Raw genomic sequence first — 14,116 nt, 5'->3', positions numbered from 1 at the left:
CGAGGCGAAGGCTCCCGAGGCACCCGCACCGGCCAAGCCCGCCGAGCCCGTCGCCAAGGTCGAGGCTCCCGCTCCGACCCCGGCTCCGGCGCCTGTCGAGGCTCCCGCCGTGGCGAAGGCTCCGGCCGAACCCGCGACGCCCGCCGCCGAGCCCGTCGCGGCTCCGGCCCCGGCCGCCTCGGCTCCTGTCGCCGCCGCACCTGCATCGGCTCCCCGCCCCGCGGCATCGACGCCCGCTTCGCAGGCGCCGACCGCCGGTCCGCGTCCTTCGGCCCCGGTCGGCCAGCGCCCCGCCGGCGCGCCCGTTCAAGGTCAGCGTCCGGGTTCCGCGCCCCAGCGTCCGGGTCAGCCCGGCCAGGGCCAGCCGCCCCGCGGCGCGGCGCCGGCCGGCGGTCGTCCCGGCCAGCCGGCTCAGGCGCCGCGTCCCGGCCAGCCCGGTGCGCGTCCGGCCGCCGCCGCTCCCGGCGCCCGCCAGCCGCGCGGCGCCGTTCTGAACGATCTCTCGTCGCGCGAGATGGACGCCCGGCGCCGTGCGCTGGAGCTCGCTCGCCAGCGCGAGGCCGAGGATCGTCGTCTCTTCCTTCAGGAAGAAGCGCGCCGCATCGCCGATGACGACCGCCGCCGCCAGGAGCGCGAGGAATCCGAGCGTCGTCAGGCCGAGGAGAACGCGCGTCTCGAAGCCGAGGCCGCCGCTCGCCGCAAGGCCGAGGAGGAGGCCGCCAAGCGTCCCGCCTCCGCCGGCCGTCCGGCCGGAGCGACGGGCGAGGAAAGCGCGGAAGCGCGTCTGGCCCGTGGCGAGGTTTCGCGCGGCGTTCGCCGCGACGACGAGAGCGAGGATGCCGGCCGTGCCCGCACGGGTCCGGCGGGCGTTCGCCGTGGTCCGGCCAAGGTCGAGACGGCCAAGCCGACCCGTGCCAAGGCCGACGACGGACGTCGCGGCGGCAAGCTGACGCTCGACAAGGCGCTCGTCGGCGAGGAGGGAGCCCGCTCCCGCTCGCTGTCGTCGATGCGTCGCCGTCAGGAAAAGTTCAAGCGCTCGCAGATGAACCAGCAGCGCGAAAAGATCGTACGCGAAGTGATCATTCCAGAGACCATCACCATTCAAGAGCTTGCCGGACGCATGTCCGAGCGCGCGGTCGACGTCATCAAGTTCCTGATGGCGCAGGGGCAGATGATGAAGCCCGGCGACGTGATCGACACCGATCTCGCCGAGCTGATCGCCTCCGAGTTCGGCCACACCGTCAAGCGCGTCGCCGCGTCCGACATCGAAGAGGGCATCTTCAACGTCGCCGACGACGACACCAAGATGGTCTCGCGTCCCCCGGTCGTCACGATCATGGGCCACGTCGATCACGGCAAGACCTCGCTGCTCGACGCGATCCGCAAGACCAACGTCGTCTCCGGCGAGGCCGGCGGCATCACGCAGCACATCGGCGCCTATCAGGTGGAGCATGACGGCTACGTCATGTCCTTCATCGACACGCCCGGCCACGCCGCCTTCACCCAGATGCGCGCCCGCGGCGCCCAGGCGACGGATATCGCGATCCTGGTGGTTGCGGCCGACGACAGCGTCATGCCGCAGACGATCGAGTCGATCAGCCATGCCAAGGCGGCGGGCGTCCCGATCATCGTCGCCATCAACAAGATCGACAAGCCGTCGGCCGATCCCCAGAAGGTCCGCACGCAGCTCCTCCAGCACGAGGTCTTCGTGGAATCCATGGGCGGCGAGGTCCTCGACGTCGAGGTCTCCGCCAAGACCGGCCTCAACCTCGACAAGCTGCTGGAGGCCATCCAGCTGCAGGCCGAGCTGATGGAACTGAAGGCCGATCCGACGCGCACCGCCGAGGGCGTGGTCATCGAGGCCGAGCTCGACAAGGGCCGCGGCCCCGTCGCGACCGTGCTTGTCCAGGCCGGCACGCTGCGCATCGGCGACATCGTGGTCGCCGGCGACGTGTGGGGCAAGGTCCGCGCGCTCGTCAACGACAAGGGCAAGCAGCTGAAGGAAGCGGCGCCCTCGACCCCGGTCGAGGTGCTCGGTCTCTCCGGCACGCCGGCCGCCGGCGACCGCTTCGCGGTGGTCGAGGACGAGGCGCGTGCGCGCGAAATCTCCGAGTATCGCCAGCGTCTGGCGCGCGACAAGGCGGTCGCCAAGTCCGCCGGCCAGCGCGGCTCGCTCGAGCAGATGATGAGCCAGCTGCAGGACACGGGGCTGAAAGAGTTCCCGCTCCTCATCAAGGGCGACGTGCAGGGTTCGGTCGAGGCGATCATCTCCGCCCTCGACAAGCTCGGCACCGACGAGGTGCGCGCGCGGATCATCCATTCGGGTGCCGGCGCGATCACCGAAAGCGACATCACGCTCGCCTCGGCGGTGGATGCCGCGATCATCGGCTTCAACGTGCGCGCCAATTCCCAGGCGCGTCAGGCGGCCGAGCAGAACGGCATCGAGATCCGCTACTACAACATCATCTACGACCTCGTGGACGACGTGAAGCAGGCCATGTCCGGCCTTCTCTCGCCGGAGCGCCGCGAGACCTTCCTCGGCAATGCGGAGATCCTCGAGGTCTTCCACATCACCAAGGTCGGCAAGGTCGCGGGTTGCCGCGTCACCGAAGGCAAGGTCGAGCGCGGCGCGGGCGTGCGCCTCATCCGCGACGGCGTCGTCATCCACGAGGGCAAGCTCTCGACGCTCAAGCGCTTCAAGGACGAAGTGTCCGAAGTGCCGGGCGGCCAGGAATGCGGCATGGCCTTCGAGAAGTACGAGGACATGCGCGTCGGCGACGTCATCGAGTGCTTCCGCGTCGAACACGTCGCGCGTTCGCTCTAAACGCGGCCTACTGCGTCGCAAGACGGATCGCGGGGCCGGGAGACACGCTCTCCCGGCCCCGCCGCTTTATCGGCGGAACCCGAATTTCGTCGGTTTCGTCACCTCGAGATGGGCCCGGACGGGGTCCGAGACCCACCAGGAAGGATTGCCCGAGTGGCTTCCAAACGACCCGAGAGGGGACCGACCAACCGCCAGCTCTCCATCGGAGAGAAGGTGCGCAAGGCCTTGACCGAGATCCTGGGGCGCGACGAGGTGCGCGACCCGCTGCTCGAGAAGGCCGTGATTTCCGTGACGGAAGTCCGCATGGCCAATGACCTGAAGCTGGCGACTGCCTATATAACGGTGCTCGGGCAGAGCGACGTCGACCCTTATGTCGACGCCCTCGAACGCAATGCGCGCTTCATTCGCGGGCGGCTGACGCCGGCGCTGCGACAGATGAAATACATGCCGGAAGTGCGCTTCCGCAAAGACACGTCCTTCGACAACTACGCCCGGATCGACGCGCTCCTGCGCTCCCCGGAGGTCGTCCAGGACCTTGAACGAGACGAGAAAGAGGACGAGACGCCATGAAATGGACCGACGAGAAGCTGGGCGCGAAGTCCCCCGGCGAGCGCCACCAGCTGTACATGAACGCCCGTGCCATGGATTCCGACGAGGCGCGTGCGCTCGTGCGCATGATCGAGGAGTCCGGGCTCGCCTATTCGCTGGACCGTTCGCTCCGCAAGCCCGACGCCATTTCCGAGAAGATCGCGGAAGTCGCCTTCTCCGCCGAGGCCGGCAAGGCCATGGAAGACGCCATCCGCAACGGCGTCGCCCCAATGGCCGCGCTCGATCCGATGCTGGCCGACGCCATGGGCGAGGATTACGGCGCCCATAACGGCTCCACCACGACCGCCGGCCGCATCGCGACCGAGCGCATGACGCAGCGCGGCTATCAGAAGACCGGCAAGAAGCAGAAGCTTCCCGCCGAATGCCGCGCCAAGACCGGCGATCTCCTGGAAAAGGCGCCAGAGGTTCTCCAGTAGCATGGCACGACGTGGCAAGAAGCCGAAGGGCCGCGCGGTCTCCGGCTGGGTGATCCTCGACAAGCCGAAAGGTCTCGGCTCGACCGAGGCCGTCTCGAAGATCAAGTGGCTCTATTTCGCGCAGAAGGCGGGCCATGCCGGCACGCTGGACCCGCTCGCCTCCGGCATGCTGCCTGTCGCGCTCGGCGATGCGACCAAGACCGTTCCCTTCGTGATGGACGGGCTGAAGGTCTATCGCTTCACCGTTCGCTGGGGCGCAGAGACGACGACCGACGACACCGAAGGTCCCGTCGTGCGCTCCTCCGACCTCCGGCCGACGGAAGGCGAGATCCGCGACGCGATGGAGGACTATGTCGGCGAGATCATGCAGATCCCGCCGCAGTTCTCCGCCATCAAGATCGACGGCGAGCGGGCCTACGACCTCGCGCGCGAGGGCGAGACGGTCGAAATCGCCGCGCGCCAGGTCGTCATCCACCGGCTCGACCTGCTTCAGGTCGGCGCGGACGAGGCCGTGTTCGAGGCCGAATGCGGCAAGGGCACCTATGTGCGCGCCATCGCGCGCGACATGGGCCGCGATCTCGGCTGCTTCGGCCACATCACCGACCTCCGCCGGACCGCCGTCGGCGCCTTCGACGAAGACGACATGGTGACGCTGGAGGATCTGGAGGCGGCGGCCGAGGAAGGCCGCGAGACGCTGACCCCCGAGGAGATCGAGGCCGGGGCGCGCCCGCGCGTCGTCGATTTCACCGGGCTCGACGAATACATCCTCGACGCCGCCATCGCGCTCTCCGACCTCTACGAGGTCCAGCTTTCCGACGAGCAGGCCGGCCGCGTCCTCTCGGGCAACCCGGTTCTTCTGCGCGGCCGCGACGCGCCAGCCTTCTGCGAGGAAGCCTACGCCACCGGCATGGGCCGCCTCATCGCGCTCGGCGCGGTGGAAGAGGGCGCCTTCAAGCCAAAGCGCGTCTTCGGCGGACGGGGCTGAACGGCGAAGTGATGACGCTCCCGCGGTTTCCGGCTAAGGTCGGGAACCGTCTGGAGGACGACCGATGCCGGCCTTGACCATACCCCCTGAAATTGAAACTCGCCTCGACGCGCTTGCGCGTCGAACGGGTCGCACGACGACGTCGCATGCTCTCGAAGCCATCCTTGAGCATATTGAGGATCTCGAAGACGCGGAAATGGCTGAGCGACGACTGCAGGACCTACAGGAGGGACGGAGCGAAACCGTGCTCTTGGCGGACTTGATGGCTCGGCATGGCCTGGCGGATTGAAATCGATCGCGAAGCCGAAAAGGACCTGAACGGCCTGGGTAGCGAAGCTGAGCGACGGGTCCTTCGGTTTCTCAACGACCGTGTGGCGCCGCTGGATGATCCGAGAAGCATCGGCGAAGCGCTGAAAGGCGCAAAGCTCGGTGGTTTCTGGAAATACCGGGTCGGGGATTATCGCATCGTCGTTCAGATCGACGATGCCGTCATTCGCGTCCTCGTTCTTCGCATCGGTCACCGGCGCGAAATCTACAGGCGTTGATCTCTCGATATCTCAACGATCTTCGTCGGTCCCCGTTGATTCAACCATCATCCGAGATCATGACCACCGACACCTCCACCCTCACACAGCTCGGCCAGTCCGCCGGCATCGCGGCCTCGCCTGAAGAGGCGGTGCTGGAGCGGGTGCCGAACCCGCATGCGGACACGAACTATCTCGCGCGCTTCACCGCGCCGGAGTTCACCTCGCTCTGCCCGGTCACGGGTCAGCCCGACTTCGCCCATCTCGTGATCGACTACGTGCCGGGCGACTGGCTGGTCGAGTCGAAATCGCTGAAGCTTTATCTTACCGCGTTTCGCAACCACGGCGCCTTTCACGAGGACTGCACGGTCGGCATCGGCCGTCGCCTTGCCGCGCTGCTCGATCCGCGCTGGCTGCGCATCGGCGGCTACTGGTATCCGCGCGGCGGTATTCCGATCGACGTCTTCTGGCAGACCGGCGCGCCGATCGAGGGCGTCTGGCTGCCCGACCAAGGCGTGCCGACCTATCGCGGGCGCGGCTGAACCGTCCCGGCCTCAGCCGGTCCCGGCGGGCTCGGGCAGGAGCGACGCCTCCCGGAACGCCTCGCGGATCGCCTCCGCCATGCTGGACACCGTCTCGCCCTTCGACCCCGCGCTGCGCAGGAGGCCGACCGTCGATGCGTCGATGACGGGAAATCCGTCCTCGGGCCCGAGCACGCGGCAGCTGGCGGGAACGTGGCTGCGCGTCAGCGGCGCGATCGCGAGGCCCGACGCGGCCGCCGCCAGAACTCCGCTGCTGGAATCCGCCGAATAGGCGATGCGATAGGGGCGCCCGAGCCCGTCGAGCGAGCGCAGAGCCGCGGCCCGGCACCAGTCGCTGGTCTCGCAGACCGTGACGGGCAGGGGATGGATGTCGTGCGGGGCGTGGAGGATCGAACTGGCCCAGACGGTCGGATCGGTCGCGAGCCACTCGGCGGTGCCCGTTCCCGACTCCTCGAAGACGACGGCCAGATCGATCGCGCCGGAGGCGATGGCGGCCCGGTTGACCGAGGACCGCGCGTGGCGAACCGTCACTTCCACCTGCGGATGCCGCTTGGAAAAGGCGCCGAGCGCGCGCGGCAGGATCGTGTGGCTGTACTCCTCGGGCACGCCGATGCGCACCGGGCCGTCCAGCGCGGGTCCTTTCAGGCTGAGGGAGGCCTCATCGAGAAGCGAGACGATGCGCCGGGCCTGGGCGACGAGCGGCACCGCCGTCTCGTTCAGCGAGACGCCGCGCGGCCCGCGCTCGAAGAGCGTCGCCCCCACGACCTCCTCCAGCCGCTTGATCTGAAGGCTGACGGCCGACTGCGTCCGCCCGACGATCTCGCCGGCCCGCGTCAGGTTGCCGGTCTCGGCGACGGCGAGAAAGGTGCGCAGGAGATCGCTGTCGAGATGCAGCGTCATCGGGCCGATCCGTTACGAGAATTCCTCATGATAGGCCCGCGGATAACTCGTTTGTCAAATAGCTCTCGCGGATCGAGAACGGATGGGAAACCACCTTTTCCCGGAGACACGTCATGTCGCTGTTTCTCACCCGCCCCCGGCCCCTCGCAGGCCCCGCCGGCTTCGCTCTCGCCGCACGCCTGCGAGGCCTGTGGCGCGGCCACCAGCATCGCAAAGCGGCCCGCGCCTCGCTGGAGGTCCTGCTGGACCGGCGGGACGATCATCTCTTGGAGGATATCGGCATCGACCGCGCGACGGCCCATCGCCTCCTCGACGAAACGCTGGTCCAGCCCCATCGCGGCTGGGACCGCTGGCAGCTCTGAGGAGCCCTTCGGCTTCCCTGCCGTCGCCGTGCCGCCCCCGTTGGAGGCGTGGACCCTGTAGAGGGCTTGCGCTGGCCTTTCCGCGCGAACTCCTTTATAGGGCGCGTCTATGCGTTCATGGCCGCTCCTCGGGGCGACCTTCGCATTCATGGCCCCGGCTGGACGACATCCCGGCCGCGGGCGACCCCAGATTCTCCATCCGAAAGGACATTTCGATGTCGATCACCGCAGAGCGCAAGCAGCAGCTCATCCAGGAATTCGCCGTCAAGCCGGGCGACACCGGCTCGCCGGAAGTTCAGGTCGCGCTTCTCTCGGAGCGCATCAACAACCTGACCGACCACTTCAAGGACCACAAGAAGGACAACCACTCTCGTCGTGGCCTTCTGACCATGGTCTCCACGCGCCGCAGCCTCCTCGACTACCTCAAGCGCGTCGAAGAGCCCCGCTACACCGCGCTCGTCGCGCGTCTCGGCCTGCGCCGCTAAGCCGTTTCCGGGCCTGCCTCGAGCGGGCCCGATCGAGACGATTCCGGCCGCGCCCGTCCCTTCGGGGCCGGCGCGGCCGGAATCACAGGACACGGGGGCGGAGACGCCCCTGTCGATCGACGAGACCCTGTCATGGGGCAGGATAGCCGGATGCTTCCCCGGCATGATCCCTTCGCCGGCCTTCGAGCCGAAAGGGACAGACATCGTGCCGAGCCGGCGCCCCGAAGGGTGCGGCTCCTTCCGGAAGCCTCCCGCCGTCTTGCCCGTGACGCGAGTTCTCGAACCCGTGCTGGCGCCTTAGCGCTTCAGCGCGTCTTCCTGTCCGGGATCGCATGGCGATCCTTCGGAACATTATCCGAACGGCGCGCCCGCCCGGTCGATCCCGATCCGGGGCCGCGCATCACGAAAAGGCAAATGCCATGTTCAAAACCCATAAGGTCGAAATCGAGTGGGCCGGCCGCCCGCTGACCCTCGAGACCGGCAAGATCGCGCGTCAGGCCGACGGCGCGGTGCTGGCGACCTACGGCGAGACCTGCGTCCTCGCGACCGTCGTCTCGGAAAAGAAGCCGAAGGTCGGCTTCGACTTCTTCCCGCTGACCGTCAACTACCAGGAAAAGACCTTCGCGGCCGGCAAGATCCCCGGCGGCTTCTTCAAGCGCGAGGGCCGTCCGTCCGAGAAGGAGACGCTCGTCTCCCGCCTGATCGACCGTCCGATCCGCCCGCTCTTCGCCGCCGGCTACAAGAACGACACGCAGGTCGTCGTCACCGTCCTGCAGCATGACCTCGAGAACGATCCGGACGTGCTGGCCATGGTCGCCGCCTCGGCCGCCCTCACGCTCTCCGGCGTGCCCTTCATGGGCCCGATCGGCGGCGCGCGCGTCGGCTACATCAACGGCGCCTACAAGCTGAACCCGCATGTCGACGAAATGCCGGAGTCCGAGCTCGACCTCGTCGTCGCCGGCACGCAGGACGCCGTCCTCATGGTCGAGTCGGAGGCCCACGAGCTCTCCGAGGACATCATGCTCGGCGCCGTCATGTTCGGCCACAAGGGCTTCCAGCCCGTGATCGACGCGATCATCAAGCTCGCCGAGAGCGCCGCCAAGGAGCCGCGCGACCACTCCGTCGCCGACACGTCCGCGCTCGAGTCCGAGATGCTCGGCCTCGTCGAGGGCGAGCTTCGCGCCGCCTACAAGAACACCGACAAGATGGCCCGCTACGCCGCCGTCGACGTGGTGAAGGCCAAGGTCACCGCGCACTTCCTGCCCGAGGGCCAGGACCCGAAGGCACCCAAGGAGGTCGTCAACGCGGTCTTCAAGGAACTCCAGGCCAAGATCGTGCGCTGGAACATCCTCGACACCGGCAGCCGCATCGACGGGCGTGACCTCTCGACCGTCCGCCAGATCGTCGCCGAGGCCGGCATCCTGCCGCGCACCCACGGCTCCGCGCTCTTCACGCGCGGCGAGACGCAGGCCCTCGTGGTCGCCACGCTCGGCACCGGCGAGGACGAGCAGTTCGTCGACGCGCTGACCGGCACCTACAAGGAGACCTTCCTCCTTCACTACAACTTTCCTCCCTATTCGGTCGGCGAGACCGGCCGCATGGGCTCGCCCGGCCGCCGCGAGATCGGCCACGGCAAGCTCGCCTGGCGCGCGATCCGTCCGATGCTGCCCGCCAAGGAGCAGTTCCCCTACACGATCCGCGCCGTCTCCGAGGTCACCGAGTCCAACGGCTCCTCTTCGATGGCCACCGTCTGCGGCACCTCGCTGGCGCTGATGGATGCCGGCGTCCCGCTCGGCCGTCCGGTCGCGGGCATCGCCATGGGCCTCATCAAGGAGAACGAGCGCTTCGCGGTCCTCTCCGACATTCTCGGCGACGAGGATCACCTCGGCGACATGGACTTCAAGGTCGCCGGCACGTCCGAGGGCATCACCTCGCTGCAGATGGACATCAAGATCCAGGGCATCACCGAGGAGATCATGAAGGTCGCCCTCGACCAGGCGCGCGGCGGCCGTCTGACGATCCTCGACGAGATGTCGAAGGCCCTCTCCGAGAGCCGTTCGGAGCTCGGCGAGTTCGCGCCGCGCATCGAAGTGATGATGGTTCCGACTGACAAGATCCGCGACGTGATCGGCTCGGGCGGCAAGGTCATCCGCGAGATCGTGGAAAAGACCGGCGCCAAGATCAATATCGAGGACGACGGCACGGTGAAGATCGCCTCTTCCTCGGCCAAGGAGATCGAGGCCGCCAAGAAGTGGATCCACTCCATCGTGGCCGAGCCGGAAGTCGGCGTCGTCTATGAGGGCACGGTCGTCAAGTGCGTCGAGTTCGGCGCCTTCGTGAACTTCTTCGGCTCGCGCGACGGTCTCGTCCACATCAGCCAGCTCGGCGCCGAGCGCGTCTCCAAGACGACCGACGTCGTCAAGGAAGGCCAGAAGGTCTGGGTCAAGCTCATGGGCTTCGACGAGCGCGGCAAGGTCCGCCTCTCCATGAAGGTCGTCGACCAGGCGACCGGCGAAGAGATCAAGGACGGCGAGCAGGCCGCTTAAGGCCTCTCTCGTTTCGCAACCATCGAAAGGCGCGCTCCGAAAGGGGCGCGCCTTTTTTGATTCGGTCGGGAAGGTTCGAAGGGTGTCCGCAGGATCGAAGGACGGCGGCCTCTCCGGCAATCGTTCTTCTCCCCCGGGGGGAGAAGGTCCGGCAGGGGATGAGGGGGCCTCGCGCCACTGCTTGAAACGCTCACACGGTCCGGCGCCCCACTCCTCCCATCCACCTTCCGCATGCCCCTCATCTGCCTGCCGGCATCTTCTCCCCGCAGGGGCGAAGACGGCTTTGCCCGACCCGTTCGCTGTGAAGACCGTCCGCCTCTCCATGGACATTTGCATCCGCACCGGCGAGAAGCCGGCCGATACCGATCAAGGACAAGCCGACATGCTGCATCTCATCGCCTCCCTCCGCATCAAGCCAGGCACGGGCGCCGACGTCGTCGCGGCCGCGACGCCCTGCATTCTTGCGACCCGCAAGGAGGAAGGCTGCCTTCGCTACGAGATGTTCATCGACCCGATGGACGAGACGAACGTCGTCTTCGTCGAGGAATGGGAGAGCCGCGAGCTTCTCGGGCGCCATATCGCAACGCCCCATGTCGCGGCGTGGCATCAGGCCGGAAAGCCCTTCATCGTCTCGGAAAAGGTCGAGGTCATCTATCCCGAGCGCACTGAAATCCTGTGACCAACGGTTGCAGCCGGGTTGCGGCGCTTGCCTTTGCGGGCTTCCTCTGATGCTCTGAGGGCAGGGTGGCACCGGAAGATGGCGGTGTCTGGAGCAGAGCGCACGATGCTCCAGCGCCCGTGCGAAGGGACAATCGGGCTTTGGATCTCGTCTTGCGCGTCGTCGGAGCGGTGCTGTCGGGCTTCCTCTTCAGCCAGTCGGCCGAGTTCACGCAGCAATATCTCCAGCGCCTCGGCGGGGCGAGGGACGAGCTGCGCGCGGTGGTGGAGCGCTTCGATGCGAGCGCGGCGACGGCCGGGCTGTCGCGCGGCGAGGCCGTCGACCAGCTGAAGGGCGGGGCGGATGCCTTCGTCGCCCGCCAGGGCAGCGATGCCGCCGAGACCATCTCGCGCTACGAGGACGTGTCCCGCCGCTATCTCGACCTGACCGGGTCCGCGCCGCTCTTTCGGCCGTTCGTCCTGGCCTCCGATCCCGATGGCGCCATCCTCAGTGGCGTCGCGGGCGACTATCGCCCCGCGCTTCCCACGACGCCGGACGGGCTGGCGCTGACGCTGGCAGGTCTCGGCGGGGGCTGGGCGCTCGGAGCGGGCGCTGCCGTCGGCGTCCGGCGAAGGCGCCGAAGACGCGGCATTACGGCGGCGAACGCGAGGGGCTGAGAGATGACGGATCTCGCGCTCGCCATCGCCCATCACATCGCGGTCTTCGGCCTCGTCATGATGCTTGCGACGGAGGCCGGCGCGCTTCGTGCCGAGCGCCCGGATGCCGCGCTCCTGGCGCGTCTCGATGCGGGCTATGGCGGCGCGTCCGTCGCCGTTCTCGCCATCGGGGCTGCCCGCGTCGTGTGGGGCGCCAAGGGCTGGGCCTTCTACGCCGACAACCCGTATTTCTGGTGGAAGATCGGCGCTTTCCTCTTGGTCGGCCTTGCCTCCATCCCCCCGACGCGGACCTTCCAGCGCTGGCGCAAGGCCTTTCGAGCGGACGCGCAGGCTCTGCCGCCGTCCGGGGAGGTCGCCCGGATGCGTCTCTGGGTCCGGGCGGAAATGGGGCTTATCCTCGTGATCGTCACGGCCGCCGCAGCGATGGCGCGCTGGCCGTTCTGATCGGGCTTTGCCGGCTTACTTGCCGTCTTCCGCCGTCGCGGAGGGGCCGTCCACCATGGCGGCGCGGCGGTCCTGCGCCTTCAACTCGTCGAGCGCCGGCATGGACATGATGTTGTAGCCGGAATCGACGTAGTGGATCTCGCCGGTGACGCCGTTGGAAAGGTCGGAGAGAAGATAGAGGACGGAGCCGCCGACCTCGTCGATCGTCACGTTGCGGCGCATCGGCGCATTGCGGCGCTGGTAGGAGAACATGAGCCGCGCGTCGGAGACGCCGGCGCCCGCCAGCGTGCGCACGGGGCCGGCCGAGACCGCGTTGACGCGGATGTTGCGCGGGCCGTAATCCGCCGCGAGATAGCGCACGGAGGCCTCCAGCGCGGCTTTGGCGACGCCCATGACGTTGTAGTTCGGCATGACGCGGGTCGCGCCGCCATAGGTCAGCGTCAGGATCGAGCCGCCGGCATCCATGAGGTCGGTCGCCCGGCGCGTGATCTCGGTGAAGGAGAAGCAGGAGATCTGCATCGTGCGGGCGAAGTTGCCGCGCGTCGTGTCGGCGTAGAGGCCCTTCAGCTCCGTCTTGTCGGAGAAGGCGAGCGCGTGGACGAGGAAGTCGATCTGGCCCCACTCGGCCTTCAGCGTCTCGAAGACGCGGTCGACGGAGGCGATGTCCTCCACGTCGCAGTCGACGAGGATCTTGGAGCCGATCTCCTCGGCGAGCGGCCGGACGCGCTTGCCGAAGGCCTCGCCCTGGTAAGTCAGCGCGACCTCGGCGCCCTGCGCGGCCAGCGCCTTGGCGGCGCCCCAGGCGATCGAATTGTGATTCGCGACGCCCATCACGAGCCCGCGTTTGCCCTTCATCAGGTCGCCCATGAAGCGATGCCTTCCCGTCAGTTCTGGAGGCGCTGAAAGACCAGCGTCGCGTTGGTGCCGCCGAAACCGAAGGAATTGGACAGGGCAATGTTCACGTCGGCATTGTCGATGCGCTCGCGCACGATCGGCACGCCTTCGAATTCGGGGTCGAGCTCGGTGATGTGGGCGCTTTCGCCGATGAAGCCGTCCCGCATCATCAGGAGCGAGTAGATCGCCTCCTGAACGCCGGCGGCGCCGAGCGAATGGCCGGTCAGCGACTTGGTCGACTGGACATGCGGGATATCGGCCCCGAAGACCTCGCGGATCGCGCCGATCTCCTTGGAGTCGCCGACCGGCGTCGAGGTGCCGTGCGTGTTCACGTAGTCGACGCGGCCCTTCACCGTGGCGAGCGCCTGGCGCATGCAGCGCACCGCGCCCTCGCCCGAGGGGGCGACCATGTCGTAGCCGTCGGACGTCGCGCCGTAGCCGACGAGCTCGGCATAGATCTTGGCGCCGCGCGCCTTGGCCCGCTCGTATTCCTCCAGCACGACCACGCCCGCGCCGCCCGCGATGACGAAGCCGTCGCGCTTGGCGTCGTAGGCCCTGGAAGCGGTCGAAGGCGTGTCGTTGAAGTCCGAGGACATGGCGCCCATGGCGTCGAAGAGGTTCGACATGGTCCAGTCGAGATCCTCGTGGCCGCCCGCGAACATCACGTCCTGCTTGCCCCACTGGATCATCTCGGCGGCATTGCCGATGCAATGGGCCGAGGTCGAGCAGGCCGAGGAGATCGAATAGTTGACGCCGTGGATCTTGAACCAGGTCGCGAGCGTCGCCGAGGCGGTCGAGGACATGGCCTTGGGCACCGCGAAGGGGCCGATGCGCTTGGGGCTGTTGTTCTTGCGCGTGATGTCGGCGGCCTCGATCAGCGTGCGCGTCGAGGGGCCGCCCGAGCCCATGATGATGCCGGTGCGCTCGTTGTTCGAGATGTCGGCCTCGGCAAGGCCGGAATCGGCGATCGCCTGCTTCATCGCGACGTGGTTCCACGCGCCGCCCTGGCTGAGGAAGCGCATGGCGCGGCGGTCCACCATTTCGGACAGCGCGGCTGCGTCGAGCTTCGGCTTGCCCCAGACGCGGCACTTGAAGCCGTTCTCGGCGAAGTCCTCCGAGAAGGTGATGCCCGACTTCGCCGCGCGCAGCGAGGCGGAGACCTCGTCGAGATCATTGCCGATCGAGGACACGATGCCCATTCCGGTCACGACGACCCGTCTCATGGAAATTCCTCCAGATGATCCGACGCG

At 67.8% G+C, this 14,116-nt stretch carries 15 protein-coding genes and 1 pseudogene; 13 read left to right on the top strand and 3 right to left on the bottom strand.

Annotated features, from left to right (window positions below):
• Positions 1 to 91: 91 nt before the first annotated feature.
• From infB to queF, 7 genes and pseudogenes are all read left to right on the top strand, one after another.
• Positions 92 to 2,824, top strand: a pseudogene (gene infB / locus ASG62_RS10290) (translation initiation factor IF-2); the annotation flags it as partial.
• Between the two features lie 153 nt (positions 2,825 to 2,977).
• On the top strand, positions 2,978 to 3,394 hold the full coding sequence (rbfA, locus tag ASG62_RS10285) for a 30S ribosome-binding factor RbfA (RefSeq protein WP_056688810.1): 417 nt from the start codon (positions 2,978 to 2,980) through the stop codon (positions 3,392 to 3,394).
• Positions 3,391 to 3,849 carry a hypothetical protein gene (locus ASG62_RS10280; RefSeq protein ID WP_056688807.1) on the top strand — a complete coding sequence of 153 codons (459 nt, stop codon included), beginning with the start codon at positions 3,391 to 3,393 and terminating at the stop codon, positions 3,847 to 3,849. The genes rbfA and ASG62_RS10280 overlap by 4 nt, the downstream gene beginning before the upstream one ends.
• A gap of 1 nt (position 3,850) precedes the next feature.
• Positions 3,851 to 4,834: a tRNA pseudouridine(55) synthase TruB gene (gene truB / locus ASG62_RS10275; protein ID WP_056688803.1), complete on the top strand. Its 984-nt coding sequence runs from the start codon at positions 3,851 to 3,853 to the stop codon at positions 4,832 to 4,834.
• 64 nt (positions 4,835 to 4,898) lie between these two features.
• Positions 4,899 to 5,123 carry a hypothetical protein gene (locus tag ASG62_RS10270; RefSeq protein WP_056688800.1) on the top strand — a complete coding sequence of 75 codons (225 nt, stop codon included), beginning with the start codon at positions 4,899 to 4,901 and terminating at the stop codon, positions 5,121 to 5,123.
• Positions 5,107 to 5,379: a type II toxin-antitoxin system RelE family toxin gene (locus tag ASG62_RS10265; RefSeq protein ID WP_056688797.1), complete on the top strand. Its 273-nt coding sequence runs from the start codon at positions 5,107 to 5,109 to the stop codon at positions 5,377 to 5,379. Before ASG62_RS10270 ends, ASG62_RS10265 begins: the two co-directional genes overlap by 17 nt.
• Positions 5,380 to 5,438: 59 nt before the next feature.
• A complete protein-coding gene (queF, locus tag ASG62_RS10260; RefSeq protein WP_056688794.1) occupies positions 5,439 to 5,900 on the top strand; it encodes a preQ(1) synthase in 462 nt (153 codons plus the stop codon).
• Between the two features lie 12 nt (positions 5,901 to 5,912).
• Here the strand turns inward: queF and ASG62_RS10255 are convergent, their stop codons facing one another.
• On the bottom strand, positions 5,913 to 6,800 hold the full coding sequence (locus ASG62_RS10255) for a LysR substrate-binding domain-containing protein (protein ID WP_056688791.1): 888 nt from the start codon (positions 6,798 to 6,800) through the stop codon (positions 5,913 to 5,915).
• A 113-nt stretch (positions 6,801 to 6,913) separates the two neighbouring features.
• Between ASG62_RS10255 and ASG62_RS10250 the strand changes: the two genes are divergently transcribed.
• The 6 genes from ASG62_RS10250 (at position 6,914) to ASG62_RS10225 (ending at position 11,972) form a co-directional block, all read left to right on the top strand.
• Entirely contained in the window at positions 6,914 to 7,162 is a 249-nt protein-coding gene (locus ASG62_RS10250; protein ID WP_056688787.1) for a hypothetical protein, read from the top strand.
• 215 nt (positions 7,163 to 7,377) lie between these two features.
• Entirely contained in the window at positions 7,378 to 7,647 is a 270-nt protein-coding gene (rpsO, locus tag ASG62_RS10245; RefSeq protein ID WP_056688784.1) for a 30S ribosomal protein S15, read from the top strand.
• 419 nt (positions 7,648 to 8,066) lie between these two features.
• Positions 8,067 to 10,193, top strand: coding sequence for a polyribonucleotide nucleotidyltransferase (gene pnp, locus ASG62_RS10240; protein ID WP_056688781.1), 2,127 nt, complete (start codon positions 8,067 to 8,069; stop codon positions 10,191 to 10,193).
• A gap of 283 nt (positions 10,194 to 10,476) precedes the next feature.
• On the top strand, positions 10,477 to 10,872 hold the full coding sequence (locus tag ASG62_RS10235; protein ID WP_056688778.1) for a putative quinol monooxygenase: 396 nt from the start codon (positions 10,477 to 10,479) through the stop codon (positions 10,870 to 10,872).
• Between the two features lie 140 nt (positions 10,873 to 11,012).
• Positions 11,013 to 11,528, top strand: coding sequence for a DUF2937 family protein (locus ASG62_RS10230; RefSeq protein WP_056688775.1), 516 nt, complete (start codon positions 11,013 to 11,015; stop codon positions 11,526 to 11,528).
• A 3-nt stretch (positions 11,529 to 11,531) separates the two neighbouring features.
• A complete protein-coding gene (locus ASG62_RS10225; RefSeq protein ID WP_056688772.1) occupies positions 11,532 to 11,972 on the top strand; it encodes a DUF2214 family protein in 441 nt (146 codons plus the stop codon).
• Positions 11,973 to 11,987: 15 nt separating this feature from the next.
• Here ASG62_RS10225 and fabI read toward each other — a convergent pair whose 3' ends face one another.
• Complete coding sequence (gene fabI / locus ASG62_RS10220; protein ID WP_056688770.1) at positions 11,988 to 12,839, bottom strand: enoyl-ACP reductase FabI; 852 nt, start codon at positions 12,837 to 12,839, stop codon at positions 11,988 to 11,990.
• 17 nt (positions 12,840 to 12,856) lie between these two features.
• Complete coding sequence (fabB, locus tag ASG62_RS10215; protein ID WP_056688767.1) at positions 12,857 to 14,089, bottom strand: beta-ketoacyl-ACP synthase I; 1,233 nt, start codon at positions 14,087 to 14,089, stop codon at positions 12,857 to 12,859.
• Between the last annotated feature and the right edge of the window lie 27 nt (positions 14,090 to 14,116).

The sequence above is a fragment of the Aureimonas sp. Leaf427 genome (genome assembly GCF_001425485.1).
Taxonomy (GTDB): domain Bacteria; phylum Pseudomonadota; class Alphaproteobacteria; order Rhizobiales; family Rhizobiaceae; genus Plantimonas.
The sequence above is the reverse complement of the archived record's forward strand: the minus strand, read 5'-3'. Positions and strand labels throughout refer to the sequence as shown.